This window comes from Mesorhizobium sp. M4B.F.Ca.ET.089.01.1.1, from assembly GCF_004022605.1.
Classification (GTDB): Bacteria; Pseudomonadota; Alphaproteobacteria; order Rhizobiales; family Rhizobiaceae; genus Mesorhizobium; species Mesorhizobium abyssinicae.
On the sequence record NZ_RZOS01000099.1, the window covers coordinates 1 to 15,656 of the forward strand.

Genomic DNA, 15,656 nt, shown 5'->3' on the forward strand with positions numbered 1-15,656 from the left:
GCCCAGGCGCGCGCGGCGCCCCTGGATTACGCCGCGGCCTTGGCCTGCCGATCGAAGAACAGCGCCTGGCTGATCAGCGCCTTGACCATGTCCGGGTTGAACGGTTTGGTGACCAGGAAGGCCGGTTCCGGCCGCTCGCCGGTCAGCAGACGCTCCGGAAAAGCGGTGATGAAGATCACCGGCACCGGCGTCGAGGACAGGATCTCGTTCACGGCCTCGATGCCTGAGCTGCCGTCGGCGAGCTGGATGTCGGCCAGCACCATCTTCGGCCTGGTCTTGCCGAAAATCGTCACCGCCTCGGCATGGGTGCGCGCGGTGCCGACGACACGATGGCCGAGGCTCTCGACCATCTCCTCGATGTCCATGGCGATCAGCGGCTCGTCCTCGATGATCAGGACGTCGGTCGCCACCTGGCGGGAAATCTCGTTGCTCGCCTGGGCGAGCAGGTCGGAGAATTCCTGTTCGTCGGCATCCAGGATCTCGGCCGCCTCGTCTTCGCTGAAGCCTTCGACCGCAACCAGCAGGAAGGCCTGGCGGGGGCGAGGGGCGATCGCGTTCAGATTGGCGGCCGCGCGCTGCTCCCATGCCGATTGCGCATGTTCCTGCGGAACGCGAATGGCGATCGAGGTAAAGAGCCGCGCGAAAACCTTGTACAGCGCGATGCGGTCGTTCGATGCCTGGGGGAAAATATCGACATCGGCGATGATGGCTTCGAGCATCGCGGCGACCAGCGCATCGCCGCTCTCCTGCGATCCGGAAACCGCGCGCGAGAAGCGGCGCAGGAACGGAAGGTGCGGCGTGATGGTGGCGGACAGGCTCATGTTGGACGTCTCCCTCAGATGACGCAATTGCATCAGGTGGCTACTGCATAGGTGGCTGGCCAAGCTGATTGCAAGCCCCGAGGAGCCAAACGCCGGCTTGCCGAAAAAGTTCCGATTGCGATGGAACTAATATAAGGGGACGACGTTTGAGATCGGGATGGGCAACCAGATGAGGGGGCCGCTTTGCGTTGTATGTTAGGGGCGGCCAGGGTGCTGGAAATAAAGGGCGAAATGAAGGACATGACGAAAGACACTTCGGCCGGCGCCGCGGGCCGGCGTCGGGTTGTTTCCGGCGACCCCTTGGGGCCAAACTCGGAAATCGGCCGCAAACTCAAGCAATATTACGATGAATTGGTCTCCGACCACGTGCCGGACCGCTTCGCCCAACTGCTCAGCGAGCTTGAGCAGGCCGAGCCCGCGCGGAAAAAGGACTGAGGCATGGCGGCCGTCTCGCAGAGCTTCAAGACCGACCTGCTCGGCTCGATCCCGAGTCTGCGCGCCTTTGCCGTGTCGCTGACGCAGAACGCCGACAAGGCCGACGACCTGGTGCAGGAAACGCTGGTCAAGGCCTGGGACAAGCATGAGAGCTTCCAGCCGGGCACCAATCTCAAGGCCTGGCTGTTCACCATCCTGCGCAACGAGTTCTACTCGCAGATGCGCAAGCGCGGTCGCGAGGTGCAGGACAGCGACGGCATCATGACCGCGAGGCTCGCCGTCCATCCGGCCCAGCACGGCCAACTCGACCTCAAGGACTTTCGCGGCGCTCTCGAACAGTTGCCGGAGGATCAGCGCGAAGCGATCATCCTGATCGGCGCGTCGGGCTTTTCCTACGAGGAGGCGGCCGAAATCTGCGGCTGTGCCGTCGGTACGATCAAGAGCCGAGTCAGCCGCGCCCGCGCCAGGCTGCAGGAGATCCTGAAAATCTCTGGCGAAGACGAGTACGGCCCGGACGCGATCTCGGCGCAAGTGACGGGGTCGAACGCCGCCTGACTATCCGGCCGCCTACCGCTCTATCCCTGATTGACGAATTCCGGACTGAAAAACCGTGGCGTTGCTTGCTCAGGCGAGCGGTCCGCGGCCGCAGGCCGCCGCCACCGCTTCGACGAGGTCCTCGCCGGAGAAGGGTTTGCTGACCAGCCGGATCTCCGGAAAGGCCGTCTTCAATTCGTCCACCTCGGAGTGGCCGGAGGCGAAGATGAAGGGCAGGCCCGATTCGCGCAGCCGCGAGGCGAAGCCGAGGGTAGAGGTGCCGCTCAGCATCAGGTCGACGATGGCGGCATCGAATTGCGCGGCCACGTGCTCCGGCTCGATCTCCGCAAGGTCGCCGGCAACAACCACCTCGCCGGCGCCATAGTCGCGGCACAACTGTTCGACGTCGGCGGCGATCAGGAATTCGTCCTCGAGGACGAGAATCCGCAATCCGTCAAGCAATGGCACCTAGCGAAGTCTCCTTGCGGTAATGTCTTCCGGAAGAGGCAGTCATGAGCGCTATCGGGCGAGCTGTCATTTAAAAAGTTGTGTCGGAGCGCCGATGAAGTTTTGATGAGACAGGAAGGCGCGGTTCGGATAGGGCGCCGCGGCGCCGAAGCGCTTCGCCAAGTCCCCTTTTTTGGCGCGGAACCTTGCCGTATGTTGGACGTTGAAAGCAAGCAAACGCAAGGAGTTAAGCTATGGCGACCGCCGCAGGAAAATCCGCGACAGACGGCCGGACGAGTCCCGACCTCGAAGCCGACATCAGGCAACTGAAGGCCGACATCGAAAAACTGACCAAGCAGTTGGCCAAGACCGGCGAGCACGGCTACGGAACGGCGCGGCGGGCGGCCACCGAGGGCGTCGAACAACTGCGCGCCCAGGGCGAGGCCGCCTTCGAAGGGTTGCGCGGCAATGCTAGGGATATCGAGGCGCAGATCGTTGCCAATGTGCGCGAAAAGCCGGTGACCTCGCTGGCGATCGCGGCGGGCGTCGGCTTCCTGTTCGCGCTTCTGGCGCGGCGCTAGTCCCACCCGATGGCAATGCTGGCATCGCTGATTTCGGCTCTCGCCTCCGGCGAGGCCTTGGCGGCGCTTGGCCGCGCGCGGACCGCGGCGATCGTCTACATCATCGTCACGCTCGCAGTGATTTGCGGCGTCGGCTTTCTCATCGGCGCGGCTTACATCTGGATCGCCGGGCTTTATGGCCCGATGGCGGCCTCGTTGGGTTTCGGCGTTGGCTTCCTGGTGATCGCCGGATCGGTCCTCATCGTTTACCGGCTGTCGGCGGGCCTGCGCGCGCGGCGCCGGGCGCGACAGCGCAGTGCCGACATGAAGGCGCTCGGCATCACCGCCGCGCTCGCTGCCCTGCCCGTCCTGCTCAAGGGAAAGGGCGGGCTCGGCGCCGTTCTCGCCCCGGCGATCGCGCTCGCCGCCTACGCCATCTACCGCGAGAATGCCGGACCGGATCGTGACGCCGACGATGCGGACTAGAGCCGGGCGCGCGGCGTGAATCCGCTCCGACGCACCGTGCTATGGACTATTTCGGCAGATCCTCGAGCGGTATCGATATTTCGGCAAAGACGCCATCCGGGCGGAACTCGTGCTTCACCGCGCTGGAAATGATTTTGGCCAGGCTGCGGCGGATCAGGATCGAGCCGAAGCCGTGACGGTCCGGCGGCTCGACCTGCGGGCCGCCGGTTTCACGCCAGGTCAGCACCAGATGACGGGCACCCTTCCTGCCTTGCGTCTTCCAGCCGAGCTCGACCCTGCCGGTGGCGACCGACAGCGAGCCGTATTGCAGGGCATTGCTCGCCAGCTCATGCAGGATCAGGCCAAGTCCCACTGCCTGGTCGGGGGTCAGCAGCAGGTCTTCTCCGGTGATCGTCATGCGCGGCTGCGCGGCGCTGTCGAACGGCTTGGCTTCGATCTGCACCAGTTCGTGGATGCCGATGCCACGCCATTCCCGGTCGGACAGGAGATTGTGGGCGGCGCCCAGCGCCTGCAGCCTGGCGCCGAAGGCTTCCAGGAATTCGCTCGGCTGGCGGGCGTGGCGAACGGTCTGCGTGGCCAGCGCCTGCACCGTGGCCAGGGTGTTCTTGACGCGGTGGTTGAGCTCGCGCAGCAACAGGCGCTGGCGCTCGTCGCCTAGCTTGCGCTCGGTAATGTCGTAGTTGACGCCGAAGATCAGCGTCGGCTTGCCGTCGCTGTCGCGTTCGATGACGCGGCCGCGGGTGGCGATCCAGCGCGGCGGGTAGATGCCCTTCACCCGGTATTCGCCGAAATAGTCGTCGCTGCCGGTCAGAGCGTCGCGAAAGCGCGTCTCGGTCTGATAGACGTCGCGCGGATCGATGGCCGCCAGTATGTCGCGCGCCTTCAGCCGATTCGAGCGCGGCAGGTCGAAAAGTTCGGACAGCAGGACGTCGCATTCGATGATGTCAGTGCGGATGTCCCATGCCCAACTGGCGAGCGAGGCGGCGTCGAGGGCGATGGCGCGACGCTTTTCCTCCTGTGCCAGGGCCTCCTTTGCGATAGCGCCGCTGCGGGTGGCGTCCTTCAGCGTGAACAGGCTGGCGGCGAGTTCGGCCAGTGCCTTCAACTGGCCGAGCTGGTCTGCGGACGGAAAGGCGTGCGGCTTGCGGTCCAGCACGCAGAGCGTGCCGATACGGGCGCCCGCCACGACCATCGGCACGCCGGCATAGAACTGGATCCGATGCTTGCCGCTGACTGCGGGACTGGCGGCGAAGCGCGCGTCCAGGGTCGCGTCGGTCACCACCATCGGCTCGTCGCCGGCGGCGATGGCATGTGCGCTGAAGGGCATTCCCGCGGTGGTTTCGGTTTCGTCGAGGCCAAGGCTCGACTTGAACCACTGGCGCTCGGCGTCGACCAGGGTGATCAGCGCGATCGGCGCCTGGAGCACAGCGGCGGCAAGAGCTGTGATGCGGTCGAAATCAGGATCGGGCGCCGTATCAAGCAGACCGTGAAGCACGGCAAGTCGATCCTGCGCCTTCACGGCGCCAAGGACGTCGGCCGGCAGTCCCGGCGTTTTGCGAACCCTGCTATCCACCAAGCCCCCAAATGCCGCGTCCCGCTGCCAACGGCCGCGGTGCCGACCAATGCGTACGCCCCAGGCTCCGGAACCTTCGCGGCGAGGAACCGTTACCCGACCATATTCTGCCAGACGCGCCGGCCGGTGCCAAACGATACGGAGGCCGACCATGACCAAGATCATCCCCGAGGAGAAAGCCCGTCAGGGACGCTGGGGCGTCAACGTGCTCAAGATCCTCGTCGCAGGCTTGCTTCTGGCATTCGTCGCTTGGGGGGTCGCGGAGATTTACGGCGAAGTAATCTAGGCTCCGACCACCGAACAGGGGCCAAAGGGCTAGCGGTCGCGCCGATGTCGTTTTCCTATCCATCACGCCGCCTCCGCCCGTGCGATGCGAGACGGGACCAGCACCTTTAGCGCTCCGGGGTGAATTGCGATCTCGGTCTCGCGTTCGAGCTTGACCAGTTCACCATCCATGACGGCGCGGTATTTGCTGCTCGCGGCATGGATTTTCAGTCTCGCACTCTCTGCCTGATGGATTTCGACATGGGCGCTATCGCGCCATTTGCCGCGCGCCATGTCGAAGAAGACCCTGACCAGTTCGCCGCGCCTGCGCGCCACCGAGATGTAGATGCCGAGCACGCCGCCGGCGGGATTGTCGGCATAGGGCAAATGACCTTCGCCGAACAGGTTGTTGGTGACGCCGATGCCGGTGGCTCGGGTTACGATTTCCGCCTCGCCTATGGTGAGCGTCGCCTTCAAGGCCGGGGGGTTTTTGATCGTCGCCCAGGCGGCGCGCGCCGAGGCCCGCATCTTGCCGAGGCGTGAGCCGAATTCCATGCCCTCGCGCAGTTGCACCATCTTGGCGTGCAGGCCGATGGAGAATTGGTGCACGAAAGGCCGGCCGTTGGCGCTCGCCATATCGACTTCTATCACCTCGCCATCGGCAAAGGATTTCAGCGCCGCATCCAAGGTCTGCGGAACGCCGAGCCCGCGGGCGAAGAGATTCATCGTGCCAGCCGGCAGGATGGCCAGTGCCGTCTTGCGGTTCATCAGCAGGCCGGCCGCGGTCGAAATGGTGCCGTCGCCGCCGCCGGCCAGTACGACGTCGATGCCGCGCCGCCGGACCGCCTTCTGCAAGGCCGCTGCAATGTCCTGGCCGGCAACGACATCGACGTCGATGGTATGGCCGGCCGCCTCCAGCGTCTGGCGCAGCCGGTCACAGAAGCCGGAAAGATCGGTGGTCCGCAACGTGCCGCCGTCCCGGTTCAGCACCGCCGCAAATCGCATGCCCCACTCCGTTTCGCTCACCGAGCCGCTGGGCTCAGCCGCAGGCTGAAACGGAATGCCCGGAGAAAGGTTCCAGGGTCCGGTGAAACACGACGGCCGGGCCAGCAATTTCATGGGCTTGTCCGGAGCGGGAAGCGCCTTTTTCGGAACAACGATCTGGTCACGACGTTGTGAATCTGTAGAAGCGCCGCGGCCGCTCTTTCAGCGACCCTGCGGTGTGCCCGAAAATCATGCACGAGGAGGAAGCATTATGATCCGCACCCTTTTTGCGACCACCGCGCTCGCCACGCTGATAGCAACCGGCGTCCAGGCGCAAACCGCAACGACGCCCGCGCCGGCCACGCAGAACGAAGCGCCGGCCGTTCCCGTGATGCGCGCCGAAGGCAGCCTCGCCACCAACATCATTGGCGAATCCGTCTATAACGGCACCGCCGACGATGCCCAGGATATCGGCAAGATCAGCGACGTCGTCTTTGACGAGACCGGCAAGGCAAAATCCGCCATCATCGGCGTGGGCGGTTTCCTTGGCATAGGAGCCAAGGACGTCGCCTTCGACTTTGACAAGCTGCAATGGGTCGAGAAGAACGGAGACCGCTGGCTTGTCGCGGAGACCACCAAGGAAGCCCTGACGGCGCTGCCGGACTTCGACAGGAAGCCCTATGATCCGGCACCGGCCGCCCAGACCGACACGACAGCGCAGGCGCCGGCGACCACGACGGAAGGCACCGGTGCGCAGAAGCCTGTCGACATGAATGCCGCTTCGGCTGAGCCGGTGAAGAAGGCAGATGGCAACCTCGCCACCAACATCATCGGCGAGTCCGTCTACAACGGCACCGCCGACGACGCGCAGAACATCGGCGACGTCAACGACATCGTGCTCACCAAGGACGGCAAGGCCGAGGCGCTCGTCATCGGTGTTGGCGGCTTCCTCGGCATAGGCGAGAAGAACGTCGCCTTCGACTTCGCCAAGGCCAAGTGGGCCGAAAAGAACGGTGATCGCTGGCTGGTCGCCGAGACCACGAAGGAAGAGCTGCAGGCGCAGCCCGACTTCAACCGCAAGGCCTATGATCCGGCGCCGGCAACCACCGCGTCGGCCGAGGTGCCAAAGGCCGCCGCTCCAACCGCAACCGCTCCGGCGCCGGCCGAAAAGACGGCCGAGGCCCCGGCAGCCCCTGAAGCCAAGACCACCGACCCGACGCAGACCGCGGCGATCGACAAGTCGACGCTGACGGAGATGCCGGTCGGCGAGATCCGGGGTGACGACCTGAAAGGGACGACCGTCTACGGCGCCAACGATGTCCAGGTCGGCGAGATCGGTGACGTCGTGCTGACGCCCGAGAACAAGCCGGACGCGGTGATCGTCGATGTCGGCGGCTTCCTCGGCATCGGCGAAAAGGAAGTCGCTGTCGGCATGGACAACCTCAAATTCATGACCGACAAGGACGGCAAGAAATATCTCTACACCACCTTCACCAAGGAACAGCTTGAAGCGCAGGCGGCCTACGACAAGGGCAGCTACGCCGAGAAGCGTGACCAGCAGAGGATGAAGGTGCAGTAGGCAATAGGAGTTGGGTGGCAGTAGGCAGTAGGCAGTAGGCAGTAGGCAGTAGGCAGTAGGCAGTAGGCAGTAGGGAAATGAGCTTTCTACTGCCTACTGCCTACTCACATATCCAGCCACGCCATTCTCCGTCAGCTCCGCCAGCGCCAGCGACTGGTCGAGATGCTCCGCCCGCCAGGCCAGCAGCCTTTCGGCAAACTGCAGCCGCACCGCGAGATAGGCGGGATCGTTGGCGACGTTGGTCAGCTCCCCGGGATCCTTCTTCAGATCAAACAGCAGGGGCGACAGGCCGCCGCCGAGATGCACATATTTGAAGTCTTGCGAACGGATGACGGCGAGGTTGCACTGGCGCGAGCCGATGCCGAAGTGGCGCTCGGCCTCGCCATCGGCCACCGAGCGGAAATCGAATTCCCAATGCGCTGCGTCGCGCCAATCGCGCGGCGCAGCGCCTTCCAGGAACGGTTTCAGTGAGCGGCCGTCGAGATGCGGTGGCGGATCCTCGCCGAGGAGATCGAGCAGGGTCGGCAGGATATCGACGGCCTCGCTGAAGCAATCGACGCTGCCGCCGGCCGCATGGCCCAGGCGCGGGTCGCGGATGATCAGCGGGATGTGGTAGCTGCCGTCGAAGAAGCCGCCCTTGCCGAGCATGAAATGGTCGCCCATCATCTCGGCGTGGTCGGAGGTCAGCACGATCACGGTCTCGTCCCAGGCTCCCGCCGCCTTGAGCGCCTGCCAAAGGCGTCCGAGTTGCGCGTCGACCTCGGAGATCATGCCGTAATAAATGGCGCGGATGGCGCGGATATTGTCCTCACCCCAGTCGCGCACCTTGCCTTCGGCGCCGGGGCGGAAGTTCTGCCTCATCCGGCGGTCGAGATCGTAAGCGAGGTACGGGTGGCTTTCCGCCTCGGCCTGCCAGTACCCGGCGCGACTGAAAGCGGGGCCGTCGGCCGGATCATACATGGCGTTGTAGGGCTCAGGCACGATGAAGGGCGGGTGCGGGCTGATGAAGGAGAGATGCGCGAACCAGGGCGCGCCACGCTCCTGCTCGCCCAGCCAGCGGATGAACTCGCCGGCCAGGAAAGCCGTCGGCGTCTGGTCCTGCGAGTAAATTGGTGGCGCATTGGTCACGGGGTCGCTCGGTTCGCCAACCGGGCGGTGGACGTCAGGATGGCCGGCACTGGAGTCGATGCCCTGGGCGCTCAGCCAGGACAGCCAAGGCTTCTGATGCTCGGGCAGGAACTGGCGCACGGTGAAGCCGGGCAGGACCCCCTCATAGGTTCTCAGCCTGGGGTCGCCGGGCGCAAGCAGGCGTGGGTCGAGCGAGACATCCGTATAGCCGAAGAGCGTCGGATCGTAGCCAAGCGCCCGGGTCGAAAGCGCGATGTTGCCGTGCCGGGCATCCAGCGGCGTGCCGTTGCGGCAGACGCGGTTGTTCATCTGGTAGAGCCCGGTGTAGAGGCAGGCGCGCGCCGGCGAGCAAGGGGCTGCCCCGCCAAAGTGGCGCCGAAACAGCACGCCTTCGGCGGCAAGTGCATCGGCATTCGGTGTTTTCAGCACCGGATGGCCGGCCGCCGACAGGCAATCGCCGCGCCACTGGTCGCATGTGATCAGGAGAATGTTGGGGCGTTCGCTCATGCTGGCCAAGCGTTTGTCTCCTCATCCGGCATGCCGCTCATGGAGCCGAATTCAGGCCGTCGCGCAAGGCCGCGCATCTCTGTTGATTGGTGAACAAATGATGCGATATCGTTCACTTTTACAGCACAGTCCATTCTGTGTTTGCCTCCTTTGCCGCGGCCGTGCCTATCCTCATATTGGCGTGGACAGCGGCGAGGGCCGCACCAGCAAAAGGGAAGGAGCAGAAAAATGCTCGACCAGATCAAGGGCCTGCATCACGTCACCTCGATGGCCAGCGATGCGCGCCGGAACAATGAATTCTTCACCAAAAAGCTCGGCCTGCGCCGGGTCAAGAAGACCGTCAATTTCGACGCGCCTGACGTCTATCATCTCTACTATGCGGACGAGGTCGGCACGCCGGGTTCGGTGATGACCTATTTCCCGTTCCCCAATATCGGCAAGGGCCGGCATGGGGTGGGCGAGGTCGGCACGACGGTCTATTCGGTGCCGGAAGGCACGCTCGGCTATTGGGAGAAGCGCCTTGCCGATGAAGGCGTCGCGGGCCTGTCGCGCGAAGAGACGTTCGGCGAGAAGCGGCTCGCCTTCGCCGGCCCCGACGGCGACGGCTTCGCGCTCGTCGAAGACAAGGCCGACGGCCGCGCGCCCTGGGCGAAGGGCGGCGTTCCCGCCGACGAGGCGATCCGCGGCTTCCACTCGGTGCAGCTTCGGCTGAGGGATGGCGGCGCCACCGAGGAGCTGTTGAAGTTCATGGGCTATCGGGAGGTCGACAAGTCCGGCAACGTCCGCCGGCTTGCGGTCAAGAACGGCAATGGCGCCGACATCGTCGACATCGAATCGCTGCCGGGCGCGGCGTTTGCCAATCTCGGCGCCGGCTCGGTCCACCATGTCGCCTTCGCGGTCGAGAACCGCGCCAGGCAGCTCGAAGTGCGCAAGGCGCTGATGGACACCGGCTACCAGGTGACGCCGGTGATCGACCGCGACTATTTCTGGGCGATCTATTTCCGCACGCCGGGCGGGGTACTGTTCGAGATGGCCACCAACGAGCCAGGCTTCGACCGCGACGAGGACACCGCTCATCTCGGCGAGGCGCTGAAGCTGCCGGCGCAGCACCAGCATCTCAGGCCCTATCTCGAACAGCACCTGCAGAAACTGGAAGACTGAGCCATGAGCAAGGATACCTACACTCACAAGCTGCTGCCCGGTTCGCCGGGCAGTCCGCTGCTTTTCGTCTTTCACGGAACCGGAGGCGACGAGAACCAGCTGGTATCGCTGGGACGCGAGCTGGTGCCTTCGGCAAGCATCGTGTCGCCGCGCGGCGATGTGTCGGAGCAGGGTGCCGCCCGCTTCTTTCGCCGCACCGGCGAGGGGGTCTATGACATGGAAGACTTGGCGCGAGCGACCGCCAAGATGGCTGCCTTCATCAAGGCGCATGTCGAGGCGGCAAAGCCCTCGACGGTGCTTGGGCTCGGCTATTCCAACGGCGCCAACATCCTGGCGTCGGTGGCGTTCGCGGAACCCGGCCTGTTCGACGCGACGGTGCTGATGCATCCGCTGATCCCTTTCGAGCCGCAGGTGAAAGGCAGCCTCGCCGGCCGCTCTGTGCTGATTACGGCCGGCAGGCGCGATCCGATCTGCCCGCCCAATTTGACGTCGCGGCTGGAGGCCTATTTGCGCGCCGACGGCGCCGCTGTCACTGTGGAATGGCACGATGGCGGGCACGAAGTGCGGCCGAATGAAATCGAGGCGGCGCGGCAGCTCTTTGCCGGCCTGCCGGTTGAAGGAGCGTGAGCAATGGCTGATCAATTGCCCGAGGTCGAACTGGAGGATCGCGGCTCCAAGGGCCGCTATGTCCTGCGCGGGCCCGGCGGCGCCGAGGCCGAGATGACCTTCACCAAAATCGGCGAGCATCAGCTCATCATCGATCACACCGAGGTGCCTGACGCGTTTCGCGGCCAGGGCGCGGGGCTTCGCCTCGTCACCCGCGCCGTCGAGGACGCGCGCGCGGCCGGCAAGAAGATCATCCCGCTCTGCCCGTTCGCCAACGCCCAGTTCCGCCGCCATCCGGAATGGGCCGACGTGCTGAAGCGGTAGCAAGTTCCCCCTTCTCCCACAACGGGAGAAGGAGAACACGCCTCAGCCACAAATGCGAACACGCCACTGGCATTTGCGCGATTTAGCCATCTTGCCTAAGTAGAGGTATCGTCCGCGGACGCACTCGCCGTCCGCGGCCCGCCACCTCAAGCCAATGGCCTCCTGATGACCGCAACCGACCTCATCCCCGTCTTTGACGGCCACAACGACACGCTGCTCAGGCTCTACCAGTCGAAGGAAGCGGATGTCGAAAAGCTGTTCATCGACGGCACGCCGGGCGGCCATATCGATCTGCCACGGGCGAAGAAGGGCGGCTTTGCCGGTGGCATGTTCGCGATCTTCCCGCCGCCGATCGAGAAGACCAAGCGCAGCGCCGTGCCGCCGGCGCCGAGCGACAACGAGCCGCTGCCGCCGGAGCTGCCGCGCGCCGAGGCGATCACCTCGACCATCGGCATGGCCTCGATCCTGTTTAGGCTGGAACGCGCCGGCGCACTGACCGTCTGCCGCAGCGCCGGCGACGTGCGCGAGGCGATGGCGAAGGGCTCGATCGCGGCGGTGTTCCACATCGAAGGCGTCGAGGCGATAGACCCCGAGCTTGCCATGCTCGATGTGCTGCACGCCGCCGGCCTGCGCTCGCTGGGCATCGTCTGGAGCCGGCCGAATGCCTTCGGCAACGGCGTGCCGTTCCGCTTCCCGTCATCGCCCGACACCGGGCCCGGCCTCACCGATGCCGGCAAGGCCCTGGTCAAGGCCTGCAATCAGCTCAGGATCATGATCGACCTCTCGCATCTCAACGAGAAGGGCTTTCGCGATGTCGCGGGCTTGAGCGATGCGCCGCTGGTCGCGACCCACTCCAACGTGCATGCGATCTGCGGCCATTCGCGCAACCTGACCGACTGGCAGCTCGGCGCAATCCGCGAGACCGGCGGCATGGTGGGGCTCAACTTCGCCACCGGCTTCCTGCGCGAGGACGGCAAGATGAATGCCGATACCGGCCTCGACATCATGGTCCGCCACATCGATTCGCTGCTGCAGGCGCTGGGCGAGGATGGCGTCGGGCTGGGCTCGGATTTCGACGGCGCCATGATCCCGGCCGTCATCGGCGATGTCGCCGGCCTGCCCAAGCTTATCGACGCGCTGGCCGCGCGCGGCTTCGGGCGCGCGCTGATCGAGAAGATCGCCTATCGCAACTGGCTGAGGGTGCTGGAAAAGACGATAGGGTGATGCGGGCCGACTTCACTACTTCGTAAACGCCGATGGTGCGCCATGCTTACCTATGTCTACTTCGGTACCAACGACTTAAAACGCGCCACGACGTTCTATGACGCGGCTTTGGCGCCGCTCGGCATGCAACGTTGCATCACCGGCGATCCGGACTGGGATCGCGCGTCGGCGGGTTGGGGCACGTACGAGGATGGCGGTTTGCGGGAGCTCGCGTTCTGGGTCGGAACGCCGTTCGACAAGCAGGCAGCGACAACAGGCAACGGCAGCATGGTCGCGTTCAGAGCGCGATCATGGAAGGAAGTGGATGATTTCCATGCTGCAGCCCTTGCCAATGGCGGGAGTTGCGAAGGTGCGCCCGGCCTGCGATTGCACTACAGCCCGGACTTCTACGCAGCTTACGTGCGCGATCCGGACGGCAACAAGCTCGCCGCTGTGAGCCGTGGCGTGCAAGCGTAGCGAAGCGTATTGCGCGCCCTATTCGAAGCCCATGCGCTTCAGCCAGTCCTTGCCGACGCTGCGGTCGCGGATGATCGGCAGCGGATTTTCCGAATCGAGCCGGGCGCAGATGCGGTAGACTTCGAGCGTCTCGGCATTCATCTCGCCGCGCTTAAAGAAGAACATCGCCGCCGCATAGCGGGTGCGGCCGGACCACGGTTCGCCGAGCGGCGTGTTGACCAGCTGCCACTGCTCGGCGGCTTCCGCCTCCGCATCCAGCTTCTCCGCTTCGCCTGCCATGTCAGAAATCCGCGGGCGGGCTGGCGGTGCGGCGGTCGAGCTTGATGAAGGGCCTTTGCACTACCTTCGCCTTCTTCATCAGCTTCTGGTACTGCAGCTCGCGCATGGCGTAGATCTCGACCCAGAGGTCGTCGACGATCGTATCGCCATAAGGCCGCTGCAGCGAGGCGAGAGCGATGTTGCGCTTGGCCATCGGCGACCACATGGCGGCGCTCACCAGCCCGACCTCCTGGCTTTTGCGATAGTAGACGATGGCGTGCTCGGCCGGGATGTTGCCCTCGATCTCCAGCCCGACCAGCACGTGGCGCAGCTTCTTCTTCGTCCGCGCCTCGAGAATGGCGCGGCGGCCGTTGAAGTGCCCCTTCTCGGGATCGACCATGAAACCGAGGCCGATCTCGTCCGGCATGCGCAGGCGGTCGGCGCGGATAGCATGCTCGGAGGTGGTGAAGTCGGCATTGGCGACGATCAGACCGGCTTCGAGCCGGGCGCGGTTCAGCGCCGTGTAGCCGATGGCGCGGATGCCGCGCAGTTCGCCCGCCGCCATCAGCCGATCCCACAGGCTCAGCGCCTTGTCCGCCGGCACGAACAGCTCGTAGCCGAGATCGCCGGTGAAGCCGGTGCGCGAGATCGTTACGGTGGCGCCGTCATGCGCAAATTCGGCGAGGTCGAAAACCTTCAGCCGTTCGACACCGGCGAAGCCGGCGTCGCGCAGGATGGCGAAGGAGGTCGGGCCTTGCAGCGCAAGCCCGGCGACCGCTTCGGTCTCCTCTTCGACGCTGACCTCGTAGCCTATGGCGCTGTCCAGCAGCCAGGGCAGATGCCGCTCCTGCGAGCAGAGGCGGAAGCGCGTCGGCGACAGCCGAAAAAGGGTGCCGTCGTCGAGCACAAAACCGTCGTCGTCGCACCAGGCGGTGTATTGGACGCGGCCGGGTTTCAGCCTGGTCACGTCGCGCAGCGTGACGCGGTCGAGATAGGCTTCGGCGTCCGGCCCCCCGATGCGGTACTTCGTCATCGGCGAGATGTCGAAGAGTGCCGCCTGGCTGCGGATGGCGAAATATTCGAGTTCCTCGTCCCACAGCGAGTGCGGGGCGCGATAGCCGGCCCAGCTGTACCAGTCCTGCTTCAAGGCCAGCGCGTCGATGCGCGGCTGGAAGGGCGTGCCGAGCCGCAGCGTGCGGAAATGCGGTTGCGCCGCGAGGCGGGCTTCGAGGGCGGTGTCCACCTCGCTTGCGATGGGCTTCTTCCTGGTTGCTTGCGCCATGCTCATGCCCTCATCGCGATGATGCGGCGCGCGGCGTTGAGGCCGGGCGCGCCGGAGATGCCGCCGCCCGGGTGCGAGCCGGCGCCGGCGAGGAACAGTCCTTCGAGCGGGGTGTCGTAGCCCGACCAGCCGGAGACCGGCCGCGACACCAGCATCTGGTCGGCCTGCAATTCGCCATGGTGCCAGTGGCCGCCGGGCATGCGGTAGCGCGCCTCGATGTCGGCCGGCGTCAGAAGCTCGGCATGGCGCACTGTCGCGCCGATGCCGGGCGCGTAGGTCTCGAGCTGGGCCATGATCGCCTTGAGGAATTGCGGCCTGCCGACGGCCCAGCCCGCTCTCAGCGCATAGGGCGCATATTGCACCACTGCCGAGAGCACGCAGGCGCCGGAGGGTGCCAGCGATACATCGGCCAGACTGGGCAGGGTGATCTCCATCACCGGCTCGGGCGAGAACTCGCCGTATTTCGACGGGTTGAAGGCGCGTTCGACATGGTCGGGCGAGGGCGCGATGACCAACCGGCCCTTGTGGCCGGCGGCATCGACGCCGGAAAATTGCAGCGGTCGGTCGAGCGCCAGATGCAGCTTCGCCGCGTCGCCCTTCATGCGGATGTTCTTCACCTTGCGCACGAAGCCCGTGTCGACCTCGCGCGGGCCGACGAGATCGAGGATGGTCGTCGCCGGATTGATGGCGGAAACGACGGTCTTTGCCCGCAGCGTCTCGCCGCCTTGCGTGACGACGCCGACGGCGCGGCCCTTCTCGACGACGACCTTGGCGACCGGCGATGCCGGGCGGATCGAGACGCCAGCCTGCTCGGCCGCCGCGCGGATGGCGGCGACGACGGCGCCCATGCCGCCTTTCGGCAGCATCTGCGCGCCGGCAAGGCCGCCGATCTCGCCGGCCAGCCGGTAGTAGAGACCGAGCAGCGAGGTCGGCGAGCGCGGCCCGAGATGGGAGCCGAGCGTCGCGTCGAAAGCGAGCAGGCCCTTCAGCCTGTGGTCCGAAAGCTGCTCGTCGAGCAGGTCATAGA

19 protein-coding genes are annotated in these 15,656 nt (G+C 65.3%); 11 read left to right on the forward strand and 8 right to left on the reverse strand.

Annotated elements, in window-relative coordinates; genetic code table 11:
* Positions 1–26: 26 nt before the first annotated feature.
* Entirely contained in the window at positions 27–821 is a 795-nt protein-coding gene (locus EN780_RS12425) for a response regulator (RefSeq protein WP_128274007.1), read from the reverse strand.
* Positions 822–1,052: 231 nt separating this feature from the next.
* Between EN780_RS12425 and EN780_RS12430 the strand changes: the two genes are divergently transcribed.
* Together EN780_RS12430 and EN780_RS12435 are read left to right on the forward strand one after the other, a co-directional pair.
* Positions 1,053–1,256, forward strand: a complete 204-nt coding sequence (locus EN780_RS12430) for a NepR family anti-sigma factor (protein WP_187331438.1) — start codon at positions 1,053–1,055, stop codon at positions 1,254–1,256.
* Positions 1,257–1,259: 3 nt separating this feature from the next.
* Positions 1,260–1,811 carry an RNA polymerase sigma factor gene (locus EN780_RS12435; RefSeq protein WP_126057999.1) on the forward strand — a complete coding sequence of 184 codons (552 nt, stop codon included), beginning with the start codon at positions 1,260–1,262 and terminating at the stop codon, positions 1,809–1,811.
* A gap of 69 nt (positions 1,812–1,880) precedes the next feature.
* On the opposite strand, the gene EN780_RS12440 is transcribed toward EN780_RS12435, so the two are convergent.
* The gene (locus EN780_RS12440; RefSeq protein ID WP_127286212.1) at positions 1,881–2,252 is read right to left on the reverse strand and encodes a response regulator; all 372 of its coding nucleotides are present in this window, start codon (positions 2,250–2,252) and stop codon (positions 1,881–1,883) included.
* Between the two features lie 239 nt (positions 2,253–2,491).
* Here EN780_RS12440 and EN780_RS12445 point away from each other — a divergent pair, with 239 nt between their 5' ends.
* Positions 2,492–2,818: a DUF883 family protein gene (locus EN780_RS12445; RefSeq protein ID WP_127286206.1), complete on the forward strand. Its 327-nt coding sequence runs from the start codon at positions 2,492–2,494 to the stop codon at positions 2,816–2,818.
* Positions 2,819–2,827: 9 nt separating this feature from the next.
* Positions 2,828–3,283, forward strand: a complete 456-nt coding sequence (locus EN780_RS12450) for a hypothetical protein (RefSeq protein WP_127286207.1) — start codon at positions 2,828–2,830, stop codon at positions 3,281–3,283.
* Positions 3,284–3,329: 46 nt separating this feature from the next.
* On the opposite strand, the gene EN780_RS12455 is transcribed toward EN780_RS12450, so the two are convergent.
* Positions 3,330–4,856, reverse strand: a complete 1,527-nt coding sequence (locus tag EN780_RS12455; protein ID WP_128274009.1) for an HWE histidine kinase domain-containing protein — start codon at positions 4,854–4,856, stop codon at positions 3,330–3,332.
* 151 nt (positions 4,857–5,007) lie between these two features.
* Between EN780_RS12455 and EN780_RS41365 the strand changes: the two genes are divergently transcribed.
* Positions 5,008–5,142: a hypothetical protein gene (locus tag EN780_RS41365; protein WP_281035364.1), complete on the forward strand. Its 135-nt coding sequence runs from the start codon at positions 5,008–5,010 to the stop codon at positions 5,140–5,142.
* Between the two features lie 62 nt (positions 5,143–5,204).
* On the opposite strand, the gene EN780_RS12465 is transcribed toward EN780_RS41365, so the two are convergent.
* Positions 5,205–6,125 carry a diacylglycerol kinase family protein gene (locus EN780_RS12465; protein ID WP_128274011.1) on the reverse strand — a complete coding sequence of 307 codons (921 nt, stop codon included), beginning with the start codon at positions 6,123–6,125 and terminating at the stop codon, positions 5,205–5,207.
* A gap of 250 nt (positions 6,126–6,375) precedes the next feature.
* Here EN780_RS12465 and EN780_RS12470 point away from each other — a divergent pair, with 250 nt between their 5' ends.
* Positions 6,376–7,683, forward strand: a complete 1,308-nt coding sequence (locus EN780_RS12470) for a PRC-barrel domain-containing protein (RefSeq protein ID WP_128274013.1) — start codon at positions 6,376–6,378, stop codon at positions 7,681–7,683.
* Between the two features lie 93 nt (positions 7,684–7,776).
* On the opposite strand, the gene EN780_RS12475 is transcribed toward EN780_RS12470, so the two are convergent.
* The gene (locus tag EN780_RS12475) at positions 7,777–9,318 is read right to left on the reverse strand and encodes an alkaline phosphatase family protein (RefSeq protein ID WP_128274025.1); all 1,542 of its coding nucleotides are present in this window, start codon (positions 9,316–9,318) and stop codon (positions 7,777–7,779) included.
* A 228-nt stretch (positions 9,319–9,546) separates the two neighbouring features.
* Here EN780_RS12475 and EN780_RS12480 point away from each other — a divergent pair, with 228 nt between their 5' ends.
* The 5 genes from EN780_RS12480 to EN780_RS12500 all read left to right on the forward strand — a co-directional run bounded on the left by EN780_RS12480 (position 9,547) and on the right by EN780_RS12500 (position 13,089).
* Positions 9,547–10,479, forward strand: a complete 933-nt coding sequence (locus tag EN780_RS12480) for a VOC family protein (RefSeq protein ID WP_128274015.1) — start codon at positions 9,547–9,549, stop codon at positions 10,477–10,479.
* Between the two features lie 3 nt (positions 10,480–10,482).
* Positions 10,483–11,106, forward strand: a complete 624-nt coding sequence (locus EN780_RS12485) for an alpha/beta hydrolase (protein WP_128274017.1) — start codon at positions 10,483–10,485, stop codon at positions 11,104–11,106.
* A 3-nt stretch (positions 11,107–11,109) separates the two neighbouring features.
* A complete protein-coding gene (locus EN780_RS12490) occupies positions 11,110–11,409 on the forward strand; it encodes a GNAT family N-acetyltransferase (protein WP_127285286.1) in 300 nt (99 codons plus the stop codon).
* A 165-nt stretch (positions 11,410–11,574) separates the two neighbouring features.
* Positions 11,575–12,633 carry a dipeptidase gene (locus EN780_RS12495; RefSeq protein ID WP_127285285.1) on the forward strand — a complete coding sequence of 353 codons (1,059 nt, stop codon included), beginning with the start codon at positions 11,575–11,577 and terminating at the stop codon, positions 12,631–12,633.
* Between the two features lie 42 nt (positions 12,634–12,675).
* Entirely contained in the window at positions 12,676–13,089 is a 414-nt protein-coding gene (locus EN780_RS12500; protein ID WP_128274020.1) for a VOC family protein, read from the forward strand.
* An 18-nt stretch (positions 13,090–13,107) separates the two neighbouring features.
* Here the strand turns inward: EN780_RS12500 and EN780_RS12505 are convergent, their stop codons facing one another.
* The 3 genes from EN780_RS12505 to EN780_RS12515 all read right to left on the reverse strand — a co-directional run.
* Positions 13,108–13,368: a hypothetical protein gene (locus tag EN780_RS12505; RefSeq protein WP_128274022.1), complete on the reverse strand. Its 261-nt coding sequence runs from the start codon at positions 13,366–13,368 to the stop codon at positions 13,108–13,110.
* A gap of 1 nt (position 13,369) precedes the next feature.
* On the reverse strand, positions 13,370–14,629 hold the full coding sequence (locus EN780_RS12510; RefSeq protein WP_128274023.1) for an aminomethyltransferase family protein: 1,260 nt from the start codon (positions 14,627–14,629) through the stop codon (positions 13,370–13,372).
* 2 nt (positions 14,630–14,631) lie between these two features.
* Positions 14,632–15,656 (reverse strand): NAD(P)/FAD-dependent oxidoreductase (locus EN780_RS12515; protein ID WP_133372605.1); only part of this gene is annotated, 1,025 nt, incomplete at its 5' end.

Coding starts and splice junctions, on each gene's coding strand:
- EN780_RS12435 (WP_126057999.1), top strand. CDS start 1,260: ATGGCGGCCGTCTCGCAGAGCTTCAAGACCGACCTGCTCGGCTCGATC.
- EN780_RS12500 (WP_128274020.1), top strand. CDS start 12,676: ATGCTTACCTATGTCTACTTCGGTACCAACGACTTAAAACGCGCCACG.
- EN780_RS12475 (WP_128274025.1), bottom strand. CDS start 9,318: ATGAGCGAACGCCCCAACATTCTCCTGATCACATGCGACCAGTGGCGC.
- EN780_RS12495 (WP_127285285.1), top strand. CDS start 11,575: ATGACCGCAACCGACCTCATCCCCGTCTTTGACGGCCACAACGACACG.
- EN780_RS12425 (WP_128274007.1), bottom strand. CDS start 821: ATGAGCCTGTCCGCCACCATCACGCCGCACCTTCCGTTCCTGCGCCGC.
- EN780_RS12490 (WP_127285286.1), top strand. CDS start 11,110: ATGGCTGATCAATTGCCCGAGGTCGAACTGGAGGATCGCGGCTCCAAG.
- EN780_RS12480 (WP_128274015.1), top strand. CDS start 9,547: ATGCTCGACCAGATCAAGGGCCTGCATCACGTCACCTCGATGGCCAGC.
- EN780_RS12510 (WP_128274023.1), bottom strand. CDS start 14,629: ATGGCGCAAGCAACCAGGAAGAAGCCCATCGCAAGCGAGGTGGACACC.
- EN780_RS12450 (WP_127286207.1), top strand. CDS start 2,828: ATGGCAATGCTGGCATCGCTGATTTCGGCTCTCGCCTCCGGCGAGGCC.
- EN780_RS12445 (WP_127286206.1), top strand. CDS start 2,492: ATGGCGACCGCCGCAGGAAAATCCGCGACAGACGGCCGGACGAGTCCC.
- EN780_RS12470 (WP_128274013.1), top strand. CDS start 6,376: ATGATCCGCACCCTTTTTGCGACCACCGCGCTCGCCACGCTGATAGCA.
- EN780_RS41365 (WP_281035364.1), top strand. CDS start 5,008: ATGACCAAGATCATCCCCGAGGAGAAAGCCCGTCAGGGACGCTGGGGC.
- EN780_RS12505 (WP_128274022.1), bottom strand. CDS start 13,368: ATGGCAGGCGAAGCGGAGAAGCTGGATGCGGAGGCGGAAGCCGCCGAG.
- EN780_RS12465 (WP_128274011.1), bottom strand. CDS start 6,125: ATGCGATTTGCGGCGGTGCTGAACCGGGACGGCGGCACGTTGCGGACC.
- EN780_RS12430 (WP_187331438.1), top strand. CDS start 1,053: ATGAAGGACATGACGAAAGACACTTCGGCCGGCGCCGCGGGCCGGCGT.
- EN780_RS12485 (WP_128274017.1), top strand. CDS start 10,483: ATGAGCAAGGATACCTACACTCACAAGCTGCTGCCCGGTTCGCCGGGC.